At 46.6% G+C, this 15,955-nt stretch carries 14 protein-coding genes; 3 read left to right on the top strand and 11 right to left on the bottom strand.

The genetic code is table 11. The features are described 5' to 3' along the window. Positions 1–236 precede the first annotated feature (236 nt). The 11 genes from C7460_RS20525 to C7460_RS20475 form a co-directional block, all read right to left on the bottom strand. Positions 237–803, bottom strand: coding sequence for a type 1 glutamine amidotransferase domain-containing protein (locus tag C7460_RS20525; protein ID WP_115870019.1), 567 nt, complete (start codon positions 801–803; stop codon positions 237–239). A 159-nt stretch (positions 804–962) separates the two neighbouring features. Beyond that, on the bottom strand, positions 963–2,237 hold the full coding sequence (locus tag C7460_RS20520; RefSeq protein ID WP_221409594.1) for a M23/M56 family metallopeptidase: 1,275 nt from the start codon (positions 2,235–2,237) through the stop codon (positions 963–965). Between the two features lie 130 nt (positions 2,238–2,367). After that, a complete protein-coding gene (locus C7460_RS20515; protein ID WP_115870017.1) occupies positions 2,368–2,745 on the bottom strand; it encodes a BlaI/MecI/CopY family transcriptional regulator in 378 nt (125 codons plus the stop codon). A gap of 83 nt (positions 2,746–2,828) precedes the next feature. Next, positions 2,829–3,866, bottom strand: coding sequence for a transporter substrate-binding domain-containing protein (locus C7460_RS20510; protein WP_115870016.1), 1,038 nt, complete (start codon positions 3,864–3,866; stop codon positions 2,829–2,831). 77 nt (positions 3,867–3,943) lie between these two features. Then, on the bottom strand, positions 3,944–5,287 hold the full coding sequence (locus C7460_RS20505) for an alkaline phosphatase family protein (RefSeq protein WP_115870015.1): 1,344 nt from the start codon (positions 5,285–5,287) through the stop codon (positions 3,944–3,946). 4 nt (positions 5,288–5,291) lie between these two features. After that, positions 5,292–6,278 (bottom strand): endonuclease/exonuclease/phosphatase family protein, encoded by a 987-nt coding sequence (locus C7460_RS20500; RefSeq protein WP_115870014.1) that lies wholly within the window; start codon positions 6,276–6,278, stop codon positions 5,292–5,294. 61 nt (positions 6,279–6,339) lie between these two features. Then, positions 6,340–7,809 (bottom strand): SusD/RagB family nutrient-binding outer membrane lipoprotein, encoded by a 1,470-nt coding sequence (locus C7460_RS20495; protein WP_115870013.1) that lies wholly within the window; start codon positions 7,807–7,809, stop codon positions 6,340–6,342. 9 nt (positions 7,810–7,818) lie between these two features. Then, positions 7,819–11,286: a SusC/RagA family TonB-linked outer membrane protein gene (locus C7460_RS20490; RefSeq protein ID WP_221409593.1), complete on the bottom strand. Its 3,468-nt coding sequence runs from the start codon at positions 11,284–11,286 to the stop codon at positions 7,819–7,821. Between the two features lie 154 nt (positions 11,287–11,440). Further along, positions 11,441–12,400, bottom strand: coding sequence for a FecR family protein (locus tag C7460_RS20485; RefSeq protein ID WP_170148119.1), 960 nt, complete (start codon positions 12,398–12,400; stop codon positions 11,441–11,443). 88 nt (positions 12,401–12,488) lie between these two features. Continuing rightward, positions 12,489–13,076: an RNA polymerase sigma factor gene (locus tag C7460_RS20480; RefSeq protein WP_115870010.1), complete on the bottom strand. Its 588-nt coding sequence runs from the start codon at positions 13,074–13,076 to the stop codon at positions 12,489–12,491. A gap of 118 nt (positions 13,077–13,194) precedes the next feature. Further along, positions 13,195–14,184, bottom strand: coding sequence for a LacI family DNA-binding transcriptional regulator (locus tag C7460_RS20475; protein WP_115870009.1), 990 nt, complete (start codon positions 14,182–14,184; stop codon positions 13,195–13,197). 80 nt (positions 14,185–14,264) lie between these two features. Between C7460_RS20475 and C7460_RS20470 the strand changes: the two genes are divergently transcribed. The 3 genes from C7460_RS20470 to C7460_RS20460 are packed head-to-tail and all read left to right on the top strand — an operon-like array spanning position 14,265 to position 15,954. Then, positions 14,265–14,960, top strand: coding sequence for an NUDIX hydrolase (locus C7460_RS20470; protein ID WP_115870008.1), 696 nt, complete (start codon positions 14,265–14,267; stop codon positions 14,958–14,960). Then, a complete protein-coding gene (locus tag C7460_RS20465; protein ID WP_115870007.1) occupies positions 14,957–15,550 on the top strand; it encodes a hypothetical protein in 594 nt (197 codons plus the stop codon). The genes C7460_RS20470 and C7460_RS20465 overlap by 4 nt, the downstream gene beginning before the upstream one ends. After that, on the top strand, positions 15,547–15,954 hold the full coding sequence (locus C7460_RS20460; RefSeq protein WP_115870006.1) for a VOC family protein: 408 nt from the start codon (positions 15,547–15,549) through the stop codon (positions 15,952–15,954). The genes C7460_RS20465 and C7460_RS20460 overlap by 4 nt, the downstream gene beginning before the upstream one ends. Position 15,955: the final 1 nt, after the last annotated feature.

The following is a 15,955-nucleotide window of genomic DNA, read 5'->3' as shown; positions in this document are numbered from 1 at the left end:
AAGGGACTAGACAAGGTTGAAATAGAGGCTGGATTACTAGCTCTAGCACACAACCTGGCCAAAAAGGCCAATTAGCTTAACTGAGGTGACTCTTCCTCGTTTATACATTATCCCAGCAACTCAAAATTAACTGACTTACAGAAATTGGTGTAAAAATGATACGAGTTGGAAAGTAAAAGGCCATCTCATTACTTTTGAGACGGCCCCTTTTCTTTTGCCCGGGTGTATGTTATGAATCAGACAGTCATCTGATCTTCGTGGACTCCTTCGCTAAACTCTTCCAGCATCTTGTCGCAGAAGGCTTCCATATCTTCGGGGCTTCTGCTGGTGGTGAGCCCTGCATCTACCACCACTTCATTGTCTACCCATCGAGCGCCTGCATTTTTTAGGTCTGTTTTGATGGACGGGTAAGACGTAAGCTCTCTGCCCGTAAGTGCACCTGTCTCTACCAGTAGCTGTGGAGCATGGCAGATAGCCGCCACTGGCTTGCCGTCTTCAAAGAAAGCCTTCACCAGCTCTACAGCCGCTTCGTTCATTCGGAGCTTGTCAGGGTTCATGACACCACCTGGTAGCAAAAGCGCATGGTACTCGTCTGCTCTGGCTTTGGTGAGTGGCACATCCACAGCATAGTCTGCACCCCACTCGGTCTCATTCCATGCACGCACCCGGCCACTTTCTGGAGATATCACATCGATACCGGCACCTGCATCTCGGAGCGCATCTACCGGAGCGGTAAACTCTACCTCTTCGAATCCGTCCGCCATCAGCACGGCGATTTTTTTGTTACTTAGGTCGTAATTCATAGCATTTATTGGGTTTATACTTATCAATTCATTTGACCTAACCAACGCCAATTACCTTGCCAATAAACCGCTATGTGTTTTACCGACTGTTACACATGCCTGGAGGCTAATAGGTGTAGGAAAATCCCACAACAGTGTTGGATTTTCCTACAACAGGGATTAGCAATCACCCTCTTTTTGTGGCTGCCACACCGCTCCAAAAGATTTCACTGGATCATCTTTTTCAAACTTATAGTCCTGAATAAATTCTTTAGGATCTAAAGGCTTATCGTCCTTAGACACCTCGTAGTGCAGATGAGGTGCTGTAGACCTGCCGGAGCTGCCCACCTCGCCTATTACTTGATGTTTTTTCACGCGATCGCCTACCTTCACCTTGTAGCTATCCAGCTGAGCATAGCGTGTTTTATAACCATCAGCATGTTGGATGATCACGTTTTTACCATATCCTTTGGGTTGATGCTTGGCGCTAATGACGGTACCATCTGCCGTAGCAAATACCGAGGTTCCTATTATTGCAGCGATATCCATTCCTTTGTGAAATTTTTTTCCACCATTGAAAGGGTCTTTGCGGTAGCCAAAAGTGGAGGATACACGCACACGTCCCTGTGTGGTACTCACTGGAAATATGGATGGAATGCCTTCTTCCGTTTGTAAGGCCGTAGGCATGAATTGCTCCACCCTTTGCGGCAAGCGCATCTCAAATGAAAATAATGTCAGCAACAGTGCAACTACCGGTACGGCTGTAGCATAGCGCAAAAGGGAATATTTAGAAGATTGATTTCGATTCATCATGTGTATTCGTTTTTTGAGTATAGAAAAACCAAAGAAACTCACCGGACCGGCCACATCACCTCCAGCTACCCGCAGTAGTGCCAGCTGATAGGAAGCTTTAGCTCCCTGCTGTGCCATCACCGCATCTACCTGAAACTCGTGTACCTCGATCAGTAGCTTCCTCAGCAAATACATGAAAGGGTTGAACCAAAAAAGAACAAGGATGAAATCGACCAGCATTCGATCCCAACTGTGTCTGAATCGGATATGCTGTAATTCGTGTGCCTTCACCATTTCCTGCTCACTTTCTGCCAAAGCAGCGGGCAAAAAGATATTGCTGAAAAAGGAAAAAGGCTGCGACAGGGATGTTCTAAACACCCTACTGCCCTGAACACTCGTTATTTGTTCATATAATCGGGTAAAGTTTGTAATTCGAAAAAGGTTGATCAGAAAGCGTACCAGCATGATGAGCACTCCACACAGGTAAACCAGACCAATGAGCTTCAACCAGGAAAAACCTCCGGGAGCTTCTACCGCCTGCTCTACACGTATGGGCACGAGCATCTCCGTGCTTCGGGTGTACAAAGCATGCACTGCTCCCTCAACCGGCTGCAAAGGCACTACGGCAAACCGTAGTGTTGGAATAACTAGTGCCAAAGGCATGGTCATTATAAGCCAAGCGCGGTTGAATTTGAAATGCGTTTGATTTCGTAAAAACAACCAATAGCAACCCACCAGGGCAAATTGCACCAGTGCGGCTTTGAGCAAATACGTTAGAAATTCGGCCAGCATATTATCGTTTGTTTTGCTTTTCGATCTCTACCTGTATCATTTGCTGTAGCTCCTTGAGCTCCTCCACACTGAGATCGCTCTCTTGAGTAAAAAAGGAGGCAAACTGCTTGGGTGAGTCATTGAAAAACGTGTGCATCATGCCTTTCATAGACTCCCTCGCATAGGTCTCCTTGGCCACTAGCGGATAATATTCGCGCGATTTTCCGTGGGTTTCATAGCCGATAAAGGCTTTTTTCACCAGTACGTTTACCACTGTAGATACCGTAGTATAGGCAGGAGCTGGCTCTGGATAGCAAGACACTATGTCTTTGAGATATCCTCTGCCCAGCTCCCACAAGTATTTCATCACTTGCTCTTCTGCTTTGGTCAACGCTTTCATGAAGCAAGTATATTACTATTTTTATAGTTACAAAACTATTTCACTAGTTATGTTACTATTTTTATAGTAATATAAGCTTTTCATCACTCCACTTCTGCCTTTATCTGCTCCCAATCTCGGGTTTTTAGCTTGTTGATCACGGCCACATTGATATCATGCAGGTACGGTGACTCTTTGGGGAAGGTAAAGCTGTAATAGTCAGTTTTGAAGCCTCTATCGGAAACCACTACCTCCTCTTCTATTCCAAGTTGTTGGATTTCTGTCATCAGTATGGGTTTGTCATAGACCACTACATCGGCTTTACCATTTATGAGCTGATTGAGTGCGTCCGGCAAAGTGGCAGTCGTTTGGTGCCTCACTCGGTATTGATCCAGAAACTCGTTGGTGCTGGTGCTGGCCACAGTGACCGTGCGCATCTTACTGAGATCGCCCAGAGACTCTACATGACTACTGATGGACTGCACAGTAAGTGCCGATGCAATCCCGGCAGTGAGTCCTGATATCAAGATAATGGAAGCAAACATCCAGACAAAGGCCACTACTCTACCTCCCGGTGAAACGGGTGCTTTGTCTCCATATCCCACGGTGGTCATAGTCACGGCACTCCACCAAAATCCGTCAGCAATACCACGAGTAGATTTATGAAACTGATCATTTTTGGTACGCCTCTCAAACAACCACAACAACAAGCCGAAAATAAAAATGAGTAGCAACAGGGCGGCTACTGCGGAAAAAAACTCCCAGCTAAACAAACTGGACAAGAACGTCATGATACGGGACTCCTTGCGCTTGACAAAGGTAGTTTGTGAAATAAAATAAGGCTGAGAGAAGTCCACTCGCTCCAGGCGTGTTTCCGACACGGTAATGGGGTTGATACTGAGGTCTACTTCACCACCGCCTACCCCATCGAGCAGTTCTTTTACCGTTTCGTAGGGCACAAATTCATACACTGCATTGATGTCTTCATTGACCAGGTCCCAAAACTGGATACTCAAACCCGACACTTTATCGCCATCGGTCATTACAAATGGAGGCGCATGTTTTACGCCTATGCGCAGGGTATCCTGAGCAGCCAGCGTGTGTCCCCAAATAGCTACTAGTAGGAAAACGATCTTTTTCATATTGGATTAGGTTGCATAAAAAATGGGTTACTCTTGTCTAAAGGTAACCCATTCTTTTTGCTGTTGTTCGCTATAACCTAGTCCTCCTTCAATACCCCGGGATACAAAGTACCGTGAGGTGTGCGGTGATCTAACTCAAGCAGGTGGCTGATCAGCGGAGCTATATCTTCCAAACCCATGTTGGGAAGTTGTTTTGAAGCTGCTAAACCTGCACCCCAGGCTACAAACCCGGTTTCTATTTGCTGAAAGTCTGGATAGTATCCGTGCGTACCTCCCGAACGAGGCGTAATCACTGGCCCACCAGACCGACGAGACATGGCCACTCCAGGCACTGGCGCCAGAGCCAAAGCGGCATTGGGGTCAGCACCTATGGCATCTAGCTCCTCACGCTCTACCACTCGAAAGAGTTTCTTTTGAGCTGCAGGCAAACTCTCCAGTTTAGCCTTTACGGCCTGCAAGGTCTTTTGGTCCTTCGGGTTGCGAAGCATCAAAAAAGCCGAAGCTCCTGCAGTATGAAAGGCTGCTTTCCACTCGCCTCTATCCTTTTTATCTTCCATGAGGCCGGCCTCCACGAGCCATACATTTGGACTGAGCGCCGAATGTATGTTGACAAAGCCGTGATCTCCGGTAACGATAATGGTGAGCTTATCTAGCAAATCTGCTCGCTCTGCAGCTTCTAAAATTTTACCTATAGCCCGATCAGACGCTGCCAGTGCCGTGTGTACCTTATGCCCATCACGCCCTTGCTCGTGCTGAAAATGGTCAGTTGCCACCAGGTGCAAGGCCATTAGGTTAGGCTTATGAGTCTCTAAAGTATAAGCGGCCATTTCTCCTATTCGATCTTCTCGATTGAGGTAGTCTCCATTGAAGGTCTTTGAGTGAATCCTACCAGTCACCTCCCGCTCCAGTTCCTCCAAAAACCCATCGGTGGCTGCATTGCGCATGGCTTGTGTGCGATCATAGCCTTTGTCTAAAGACCATACCTCAGGCACGTTATAATCTATTGGGGCACCTACCGTAACCGGCCACAAAAAGCTGGCACTCGTTTGACCGGCAGCTCTCACGGCATCCCAAAGCGTAGGCACCTGAATACTGGCAGCCTCCCAATACCACTTTCCCGTTTGCCCTTCAGGCTCGAAAGGCGTATTGTAATAGATACCATGTGCTATGGGGCGAGCCCCCGTAACGATGGTGGTGTGAGAAGGATAAGTAACAGACGGGAAAACTCCTGTAACTCCTTCAGCATTTACTCCTTCCTGCGCCAGGCGCTTTAGGTTGGGCGCAGGCCACTCATCGTCCAGGTAGAAGTCTGGCCTAAAACCATCTATACTAACCAAAACTACATGGTGCTCCTGAGCCTGAGCTGATAGCATGACTAGCATGACTAGCACCAGCATGCCACATATCAATATGCTTTTCATGTTTCTATAAATCTTTTCGTTGGAAAACGCCCATAACCGGGAGGTGATCACTAATCATTCTCATGGTATCGGCACTAAAAAAGTGGGTTACCTGTACAGATTCAGGCTGCATCTCCGGGAGCATATTTTCATTTACCAGCAGGTAATCAAGTCTGCGTCTCGGCTCATCTGCAGGATGTGAGTATACTGCTGTATCTATAGGATCTGTAAAAGGTGCGATCAGCTGCTTATTGGTCTGTAGCAGTGACAGCTCTTCACTATCGGGAGTAGCATTTAGATCACCCGCCATGATCATATTGGCAGAGGGATTTGCTGCTAAAGCTTCATTCCACTGCGAGACCAGGTAGTTTATTTGCCCTTTTCGCATGGCAATGTTTCTAGGTCCTCGCCCGGCTTTTAGATGTACACCTGTGAGCAAAAAATGATAGGCTGCTGCAGGAAAAACTTCAATAGTCCACATGCGGGTATTGATGTGGCTTTGTGTTTCTTTCTTTCCCTCTTCATCGAGGTAATCAGGCAGTGGTGTAGTCACATTGCCATAACCACTGATTTCCCCCAATGGGAACCTACTCATCAGCACCACATTCATATACCAGCCGTGACTGGGGATATCAGCAAAAAACGTATAACCCATACCCGACAAAGAGTCGTCGGCCAGCTGCTTCAGGTATTTGGCGCTTTCAAACTCCTGCAACAAAACAACATCTGCATCGGCTTTGCGCAATGCCTCTATTAAAAGTGCTCGGCGCAGCTGCATGTTTTCAGGCGGATTGTTTTCCCTTTGGTTATCTATGTAAGGGTCATCATACGGATCCAGGAAATGCTCTACATTCCATGACAAGAGGCTAAAGGTGGGCGTATCCGGATATTGGTAATCTGCAGGAAGCACCTGCACCTGTCCACGGTCTACCACCTGTACTGGCTCTTCGGCTGGCACGCAGCCAGACATCACCATGGTGAGCACCACGGCTATTTGCAAAAATTTATTCATAACTAGAGAAATAAAAGGGCAGCAAACGCTGCCCCTTAGTTGAGAAAATTAGAAAAACGAATCAGTTAGACCACCACCCTTTAGAGAGCAGGTGATCCCCTTTATCGAGCATTTTTACTGCTTCGGAATAATTGGAGTTGTTTACGGCTTTGAGTAATGGAGGATAGACCATGCGCTGCATGATACCGTCTACCAGCATAGCAGATCCTACAGAAAACTCCGGGTACCCTACTCTTCGGAAATGTAGCCAACCATCATATCCCTGATAGTACAGGTTGATGTATTGCTCTGTATATACCTGCTCCAGTGCCCTCTCAGCATCAGTACTGAGCTGCACCTCTGGTTTAGCCAGATGATCCACGATTTCCTGCTCCTCTACACCCCACCACTCACAGCTGGCACGAATGCCTGCTTCATAGTGGGCCGCTGCATCACCGTCTACGTAGCCTTTTAGGATCGCTTCGGCAATGTAAAAAGCAACTTCAGAGTAGGAAAACAACACCGATGGAGCCCTCACACCATTCATCCCTGTATAAGGCGCAGCCAGTCCTTCAAAATTCCGAATGATATCCGGACTTTCGCCGCTAGGTACTCCCTGCCATATGGGATTGTCCTCATCATCCATATTCACGGGATCTCCATTTACATCTACACCTATCCGTGCAAAATGAGGCCTACGTGGATCCAGGGTTTCATGGAGCTTGTCAGCAAAAGTCTTTCCCAGAGCCCCGGAGCCTTCTGTACCCTCAGCTCGGGTAGATTCCAGACCAAAACGTCCGTCATAAACGATCGCACAAGTTTCGTCCGATGAAGTCAACAGCTCACCATCGTTGATCAGTTTGGCGATTTCCTGCTCTACCGTAGGGTCTACTTTTAGCATGCGCATATACATCCGTAGTTTCAGGCTATTGATCAGCTTTCTCCATTTGAGGTTATCCCCAAAGTAGAAAGCATCTCCTCCCCGAATAAAGTTGCCTCCTGGCTGAGTGGCCATCAAGTCATAGGCTTCATCGAGACGTTGGAGGTTGGTACGGTAAATCAGCTCCTGATCGTCAAACGTTGGTGTGAAGTTGAGCTCATCACCTTGTATGGCTTCTGTATATGGCACGGGGCCAAACACATCTGTGAGATAAGTAGTCAAATAAACCTCCATCGTGATGGCCGCTCCGAGGTAGTCATCCAGTCCTTCAGCAATGGCTCTTTCTTTCAGGTCTGCTATATCATAAAGCGTAGCATAGATTCGATCATAGACCACCTCCGAATCAGAACCTCTAAAATCATACCGATGGCGCTGATCGATGAGCGAGGCGTTGGTCCAGTACTGCCCGATGTAGTTACCAATACCTCCGTAGCTGCGCGAGCGTGTACCCGCATCATAGATCACCTGAGTAAGCAGGGAGGCGGCATTGATATCCGTAAGTCTGGTAGGATCTGTATTTAGCTCCTCAAAATCATTGCAAGAAACGAGCACACACAGTGATAAGACCAGGCTGTGTAGCAAAAGTTTTGAATTGAATTTCATTATGTTCATTTCCTTTGATTAAAGTGAAATTTTAAGTTCTACGCCGATGGTGCGAGTTGAAGGCGAACCTACCGCCTCCAAACCAGGGGTAAGTACTCCATTGCTTACCACTGAGAGTTCCGGGTCATAAGAAGGGAAATCTGTCCAGATAAAGAGGTCATTTCCAAATACGGCCACAGAGCCACCTTTCAAACCAAAAACAGCCGGAAAGCTGTAGGTCAGGCGCAGGTCACGGAGTTTTAAGAAAGTGGTCTCATGAACGTTTCCTTCAATCTGATCACGCTCATACATAGAGTTGTAGAAATACGGAGCAGGTGCCGACACATTGTTTTTCACATACTCTCCGCTTTCTTCGTCTAGCATCACACCGTCACCGATCACACCGAAACGGCCATCTTGATTTTCTAGCCATTTGCCAGAGGCCATGTCATACTCTGCACCAGACTCGTAAGGGGCCCCACTTTCTCTACCATAGACTGTTTTGGTGGATTTACCTGTGTAGTTCATCAGGAAGTGTGTGATAGAATATGCCTTACCTCCATGCTGGTAATCAAACTGAAAGGACAAGTTGAAACGCTTGTACCGGAAACTATTGATAAAACCTGCTCTCCAGTCTGGAAATACATTACCAAGGAAATCTTCTTCATTATCACGTTGTGCCAGTCCATCTTTGAAGATGATTTCACCATTGTGGCGATCATATCCTTTTCCATAGATTTTTCCTAATTCATCACCAGGCTCAGCCTTTACCAGCACTCTGGAGCTCACATACGATCCAAGAATGTAGGTATCAATCACTCCGGGAACTAATTCTTCCACCATGCCTCTATTTGTAGACCAGTTGGCCGAAACATCCCAGCCGAAATCATTGCCCATAAATGGCTTGGCATCTAACTGCAACTCAATACCTCTGTTTGAAACCGAACCAGCATTCATCATGGCACTCAGGTAGCCCGAAGCGGGATCCACAGGCAAACTCAATATCTGATCTTTTGTCACAGACTTATAGAATGTTGCATCAAAGTTTAGCCGATGATTAAAGAAATGAGCGTCTAAGCCAAGCTCATAGGAGTTGGTCCGCTCAGGTTTCAACTCGGGATTGGGTAGCGTAGAGGGGTTCGAGTAGCCGCCATTGATGGTCCCTGAAGCTGTATAGTAGCGATTTAGCCTGTAGGGATCAGTATCTGAACCCACCTGAGCAGCAGATGCTCTCAGCTTTAAAAATGAAAGGCTTCTAGACTCTACATGAAACATTTCGGTGAGGTCTGCAGCCAACGCAGCTGAGGGATAGAAGTAGGAGTTATTCCCCGCTGGCAAAGTAGAGGTCCAATCGTTTCTGCCGGTAATGTCCAAAAAGATGGTTTCTCTCCAGTTGGCATTGATGAGTCCATAGCCTGAGACCAGCTCTTGACCTCTGCGGGCAGTATTTACCCAGGGGTCTTCCTCGGCATTGTCCAGGTTAAACACCCCCGGAATAATCAGGTTTCTTCCTTCTGTATAGATGCCATTACCTCCGGTATATCGATGATTGAAGCCCAAACTACCGCTGAGGGCTACATCGCCAAGTTTACGGTCATGCGAGACTAACACATCGGTGTTGAGCTGTAGCGTTTTTAGTGTAGACTCTTCGTACTTGCCATAAGCGTTACGTGGCTCAGACCAGGCCCGCTCTCGGGTACGCAACTCGGCAAAAAAGTCAACGCCTGTACGTGCCATGAGTCGGAAATTGTCAGAAAACTTGTGGTCAAACTGAACTTTACCGAAAACCCGATCCTTATCCAGCGTATTAATCGAATTGTACAGGATCCAGTAAGGGTTTGCACTCAAAGCGGTGATCTTATTCTGCTGTATGTTTTCCTGCCCATCCAACCACTGTTTGTTTTTAAACCAGTTCAGGTCATCGTTGGCATTGAGCCAAAACACCTGATAATGAGCATTTTGACGATCATACCCTTCTGAGGGCAGGTTATCAGAAGCTTGGTTTACATAGTTTATCTTGGTAGAAAACTGAGAGTTTCCTGCCTTAACCCCTGATGAAAGTGATACGTTTAGACGCTGATACCCGGTGTTAGGCATGATGTATTTATTGGTAAGGTAATCTGCGCTACCCCTGAAGTATGCATTGCCATCTCCTGCTTGCACGGACACACCGGTAGTGTTGGTGATTCCGGTTTCGTAGAAGTTCTGCTCTATTTCATGAGATTCCCATGGCGTCTGTCCACCTGGTTCGTATTCCCATATCTCGTCACGTGTAGCCGGATCATATATAGCCGAATGCGGTGAATCGTACTGGTAAAATTCCTGTCCCATAAATTTAGGTCCCCATGAGTGTCCGTTCCGGTTTCTAGGGCCATCGGGCGAATCTTTAAATGCATAGTAGTCGTTCTCAGAGCGATTGCCAGACCCAAACTGTGTCTGACGGGGCAGCCATCTGTTCACACTTTGCCAAGAGGTTTGATGGCGAAGGTTTACCGTAAGGTCCTGATTAAAACTACCCTTTTTCGTGGTAATCATGATGACCCCATTGGCAGCCTGTGAACCATAAAGTGCAGCAGCAGACGCACCTTTCAGCACCGTAATATCCTCTATATCAGCAGGATTGATAGCCGAAAGTCCGTCACCGTAATCCACAGAAGAACCCAGGTATGAAATCTCACCATCTCCATTCTGCTGGTTAGTGACTGGTACTCCATCTACTACGATAAGTGCCTGGTTTTTGTCCAAATTGAGGGATGCCTCACCTCTCAGTACAATACGTGAAGAACCCATCACCCCTGATGAACGGGTCAACTGCAAGCCGGGCACTTTTCCAGCCAGAGTAGTCGCCAAGTTGGGACTTCCTCCTCTGTTGATATTTTTACTATCTACCTTGGTCACAGAATAGCCCAGCGCTCGGGTTTCACGCTCTATACCTATGGCAGTAACCACTACCTCTTCGAGACTAAGCGAGCCCTCCTCTAGCGAAACCACAATTTCAGATCTACCAGAAACAGCCACTTCTTTGTTTGCAAAGCCTACAAAAGAGAATAGAAGTGAGCCATTGGGATAAGTGGTGAGATTGTAAGTACCATCAATATCGGTAATGGTACCCTGTGAGGTCCCCATCACCATTACAGTAACTCCTACCAGTGGCTCACCTGTGGCGACATCCAGTACCTTTCCTGTTACTTTTTGTTTTTCTAGCAGTTTTACAGACACCTTCTTACCAGAAATTTTATACTCAAACCCCGCCTGTTTGGCCAGGTCATTGAGTACAGTTTTTAGTGACTGGTTTTCTACAGTCAAGGAAAACGTTCGGCGATCTTGTATCACCTGACTGCTATAGGCAAACTCCACGTCCGCCTGTTTCTCCAGCTCTTCAAATAGCTGTGAGAGCGTATATTCTTCTAAGTCAAGGGTTAGCTTTTCAGCACCCTGTGCAATGGCTGTCAGCCCTGAAACCGAGCAAATAAGAACGATCATTACCTGCTTCAGCAAATAATGCATACCGCTCGGGCATTTTTTTGATTTAAAAATCATAGTTTAGCATGTTTTGATTTTAAAAAACTCAGAATTGTTTGAAATCGAAATGTGAGCTTGGAGCTGGTGATGACAGTTCCAGGTTTCTTTTTTGGTCATTGGTTGGGATGTTACATAGGCTTTAGGGGTTTGGAGTGATCAAAACAGTATCTCCCACTAGCTGGTAATCAAATGAGGCTATAAACTTCAGGTCTTCTAATATGGCTGGCAGGCTAGCTGCTTCATAGCTACTTCGAATCGTCGTTTCTCGCACGTCGGAATCCTCACACACTATCACCTTGTCAAACCTTCTTTCCAGAGTACTGAAAACCGCGCGCAGTGACTGCTGATCAAAAATCAGCTTATCTGATCTCCAGGCTGCATACACTTCCTTTTCTACAGTATGCAGTGCCACTTCATCAACGTCAGCGTAGTGAACAATGCTTTGACCGGGAGTGAGGTATTTATGCTCATGGTGTTCTCCCGACTCATATTGCACCTTTACTTTTCCACTGGCCACTGTCACAGAGGTATTTTCACCCGGATATGCCGAAATATTGAAGGACGTGCCTACTACCTTCGTTTCAAATGCAGAAGTAGCAATCACAAAGGGTTTGTTGGGATTGTGTGTCACATCAAAAAATGCCTCTCCTTCGAGTGTAACATGTCTGCTATAGTCCCCAAACTGATCGGTATAGGATAACGAACTGCCCGCATTGAGCCAAATGCGCGTGCTATCTGGAAGCACGAAGGATTCGACCGCCCCCCGCTTGCTAATCAGGGTATGCGTAACTGGCTCCTGACCATAAAACCGATATAAAAAGCCAGCTACGAACAACAACCATAAAGCTGCCGCTGCCATCGTCTGAGGCCAGGATATGACCTTATTTTCAGGTAGTGCTTTCTTGATAATGCTAAACGGCAACAAAACAGAAGTCTTTGATTTTACTTCACCAGATGAGACCCTTCGCGCAAGCTCACTGAGCACCCAGTCGCGTTCGTCCTCAGACACCTCATTCATCCAAGTGCGCACCTGTGCATACTCTTCCTCTGTACACTCATTAGCATAAAACTTTTCTAACAGCGACCTATCAATCTTCATAGAGTAATCTCCTTTGTTGCATATAAGACGCACAAAAAGGAGCCAACCACCCCTCATGTGTCATATTTTTTTTTTAAAAAATCAGGAATTAATGAAGCACCAGAAAAAACACCACCGGAAAGGCGATATCAGCATGCTTGGTCATGTACTCGCGTAGCTGTTTGAGTGCCTTGCTCATTTGTTTTTCTACCACATTGATAGAGATATTGAGCTGATCGGCGATTTCGGCATAGGACTTATGCTCAAACCTGCTGAGTAAAAAAATCTCTTTGCGCCTAGGAGGCAGTTGACTGATTCCTTCTTTGGCGAGGGCCATGTATTCGTTGTAGAGCAAATGATCTTCTATGGGCTGATATTGCTCATCGCGCAGCCTGGCCACTTCCCCTTCCTTTGCCTCTTGGGTGGCGGATTTACGGAATACGTCCAAGACCTGGTTTTTGACCATTCGAAACACGAAATCTTTCAGAGAACGAACTTCCTTGAGCGATGCCCTCTTGTCCCAAAGTTTCAGAAAGGTGTTTTGGACAATATCACGAGCGGCATCATGGTCTCGCAGGGCAGTGAGAGCATAATAGTATACCTCCTGATGCAGGTGATCGTATAGCTCTTCCAGCGCGTATTGATCGCTTTCTGCTATTTGATGGGCAAGTTTCGGATAGTCTATCTGGACCTTCACCTGTTATTGGAATTGGTATTACTTGGTTAGAATACAAACTAAGCGAACACCTTCCAGTAGGAGATTACCCTGATGTTAATGTTGGTTTAAGAAAATACCTTTCCGCGAAACGGTAAAATTACCGAGCAGAAGACTCGCGCACCACTACATGCGTATCCAGAACTACTTGCTCCACTTCTTCTTCATTGAGCGCACCCAACAAAGCCTCGGCTGCCAGGCTACCCATCTTACGCCCCGGGTGCTCTATACTGGTGAGTGGAGGTGTGGTGTATTTACAAAAGTTGCGGTTGTCAAATCCTATTACTGCTACTTGTCCGGGTATGGTTACATTCCTGGATTTTAAGAAAGTCATTGCTTCAGCTGCTACTTCGTCGTAGAATCCAAGTACCGCATCGTACTGGTTTTGCCATATATCTGCCAACCCCTCCTGCACAGCCTCCATACCGTCTACATACAGTGTCTCACATGGTTGCTCTCCGGCTTCAGCCAGGGCTTCGTTGTATCCTGCCAGACGCTCTATATCTATGGCCAATCGTGCAGAAAACCCTATGTATAGAAATTTTGACTTTCCGGTTTTAAGCAAATGCTGACCAGCCTTGTAAGCCCCAATCCGGTCGTTGGACTTGATACACGGGTAATCTTCTTGTGCTATGACCCGATCAAACATGACGATTTTTTTACCAGCCGCTTTGGCTACCTCCAAAAAACCAACATCCGGGGTGTTTCTGGTAACTGAAATAAGAATTCCTTCTACATTACAGGCCAGGAGCGATTTCACAAACTCAGCCTCTTTTTCAGGGTTTTCATTGCTCTGGCAAATGAGCAGGTTATACCCCTGCAGTTCTGTGACAGCCTCAATACCTGCTAGTGCCGAAGAAAAAAACTCATCACTGATGTAGGGCACGATGATTCCTAGCAGGCCCGACTTATTCGTTCTCAGCCCTCTGGCGGTAGTATTTACCTGATAGTTGAGCCGTTTAGCAGCCTCCTGCACCTTCTTTACCAGCTCTTGATTTCGCTGGTTTTTCCCGTTGAGTATCCGTGACACAGTGGAGGTACTCACTCCAAGCTCACGCGCTATATCCTTAATGGTAGCTGCTCGCTCCATATATTTATTTACTTTGAGTCTTAAACGTTATCAAAACGCTTGTTAGTTTTGATGAATTCGTACAAAGTTACCCCTAAATTATGACCTACAGCCATCCGAAATTACTTGTTGCCATCGATTGCCTGGTCTTTGGATATGATCTCTCCGAAGAGTCTCTCAATATCCTGGCGTTTCAGCGAAAGGTAGAGCCTTATGCTGGAGATTGGTCGCTCATTGGGAGCTTTATCAACGAAGGCGAGGACATGTCTCAGGCAGCCAGACGTGTGCTCAAACAGTTCACCGGACTGGATGATGTCTTTTTGGAACAATTGCATGTCTATGGAAATGCCGACCGTGACCCTGGCGGGCACGTGCTCTCTATTCTACACTGGAGCTTGATAAAACTAGACGACCTCCACAAAGAAACCGCGGAAAAACACGGAGCCAGATGGTTTCCGATAGACCAGATGCCAGAGCTGGTACTTGACCATGGAGACATGGTACAGCTAGGCATGCAAAAGCTGGTGACCAATGCAAAAACGCGCCCACTGGGGTTTGAGCTACTGCCTGAAGAGTTTACCCTACCACAACTCAAACGCCTCTATGACGCCATCTACGGTCGGCAGCTGGATGACCGAAACTTCCGCAAGCGCATGCTGTCCACTGAACTACTAGAGAAACTAGACAAAAAGGACAAAAGCACCTCTAAGAAAGGAGCCTTCCTACATAAATTTAACAAAGAGAAGTATGAGGAACTGGCAGAAAAAGGCTACTTACTGGATCTGGATGTGAAATGAAGCCAGCTACTAAAGACGACCAAAATCTGGTAGTCAGCATTATCTGCGAATCATTCACGGATAATCCCAGCGTACAACGAGTCATCAACCCTAAAAAACCACGAGCATTAGAAGCTCTGGCTCATTATGCCTTTCAAAGTAGCCTTCCTGCTGATGGTGTTTGGCTGTCCAATGACAACTCCTCCATTGCTATATGCTATCCGTTTTATCAGAAAAAGGAAAGTCTAAAAGAGGTCTTCGCCCAAATGAAACTTATCAAAAATTGCATTGGGTTTAGTCGCTCACTACAGGTTGCAAAAAGCAATGCTTATGTAAATGCTGTGAGGCCGAAAGATGGACAATTCCTATATTTCTGGTTTTTTGGCGCCAGTGCTGCTGGCAAAATTTCACGAGCTGCTTTCGAACTCAAAAATGACATCCTGAAGTGGTCCGAGGAAAGCTGCCTACCTATCTATTTGGAAACATCCGTAGCACGAAACCGGCGGGTATACGAACGCTACGGGTTTGAAGTTTACCACTCCTGGGAACGGGACGTCAACGACACCCTATGGTTTATGCGCAGGTTTCCTTCCAAACAATTAACCACATGAAACAACATCTACACCAAATCACACTGGTAGTCAAAGAATATGATGAGGCCATCGCATTTTATACACAGGTGCTCGGCTTTGAACTCATCGAAGACACCCAACGTACTCCAACGAAACGATGGGTAGTGGTAGCTCCAAAAGGCGGTAATGGATGTCGGCTGCTATTAGCAAAAGCCAAAAATGCTCAGGAATTGGCAGCCGTAGGCAATCAAACCGGAGGCAGGGTTTTCCTATTTCTCCACACCGATAACTTCGATGAAGATTATGCGCGTCTTATTGCCCATGATGTACACATCGTGAGAGCGCCTGCAGTGGAAGATTTTGGTAAAGTCTGTGTATTCGCAGACCTCTATGGTAACCTCATAGATTTTATTGATCCGGGATATGGAACTTATCCATCGTAAA

It is taken from the genome of Marinoscillum furvescens DSM 4134 (genome assembly GCF_003386095.1).
Lineage (GTDB): Bacteria > Bacteroidota > Bacteroidia > Cytophagales > Cyclobacteriaceae > Marinoscillum > Marinoscillum furvescens.
Note: the sequence above shows the minus strand (reverse complement) of the source record. Positions and strands in the feature narration are given on the sequence as shown.

Excerpts from the sequence above, each read along its gene's own strand:
- C7460_RS20525 (WP_115870019.1), bottom strand. The coding sequence starts at position 803 with ATGAATTACGACCTAAGTAACAAAAAAATCGCCGTGCTGATGGCGGAC.
- C7460_RS20520 (WP_221409594.1), bottom strand. The coding sequence starts at position 2,237 with ATGCCTTTGGCACTAGTTATTCCAACACTACGGTTTGCCGTAGTGCCT.
- C7460_RS20515 (WP_115870017.1), bottom strand. The coding sequence starts at position 2,745 with ATGAAAGCGTTGACCAAAGCAGAAGAGCAAGTGATGAAATACTTGTGG.
- C7460_RS20510 (WP_115870016.1), bottom strand. The coding sequence starts at position 3,866 with ATGAAAAAGATCGTTTTCCTACTAGTAGCTATTTGGGGACACACGCTG.
- C7460_RS20505 (WP_115870015.1), bottom strand. The coding sequence starts at position 5,287 with ATGAAAAGCATATTGATATGTGGCATGCTGGTGCTAGTCATGCTAGTC.
- C7460_RS20500 (WP_115870014.1), bottom strand. The coding sequence starts at position 6,278 with ATGAATAAATTTTTGCAAATAGCCGTGGTGCTCACCATGGTGATGTCT.
- C7460_RS20495 (WP_115870013.1), bottom strand. The coding sequence starts at position 7,809 with ATGAACATAATGAAATTCAATTCAAAACTTTTGCTACACAGCCTGGTC.
- C7460_RS20490 (WP_221409593.1), bottom strand. The coding sequence starts at position 11,286 with ATGCATTATTTGCTGAAGCAGGTAATGATCGTTCTTATTTGCTCGGTT.
- C7460_RS20485 (WP_170148119.1), bottom strand. The coding sequence starts at position 12,400 with ATGAAGATTGATAGGTCGCTGTTAGAAAAGTTTTATGCTAATGAGTGT.
- C7460_RS20475 (WP_115870009.1), bottom strand. The coding sequence starts at position 14,184 with ATGGAGCGAGCAGCTACCATTAAGGATATAGCGCGTGAGCTTGGAGTG.
- C7460_RS20470 (WP_115870008.1), top strand. The coding sequence starts at position 14,265 with ATGACCTACAGCCATCCGAAATTACTTGTTGCCATCGATTGCCTGGTC.
- C7460_RS20465 (WP_115870007.1), top strand. The coding sequence starts at position 14,957 with ATGAAGCCAGCTACTAAAGACGACCAAAATCTGGTAGTCAGCATTATC.
- C7460_RS20460 (WP_115870006.1), top strand. The coding sequence starts at position 15,547 with ATGAAACAACATCTACACCAAATCACACTGGTAGTCAAAGAATATGAT.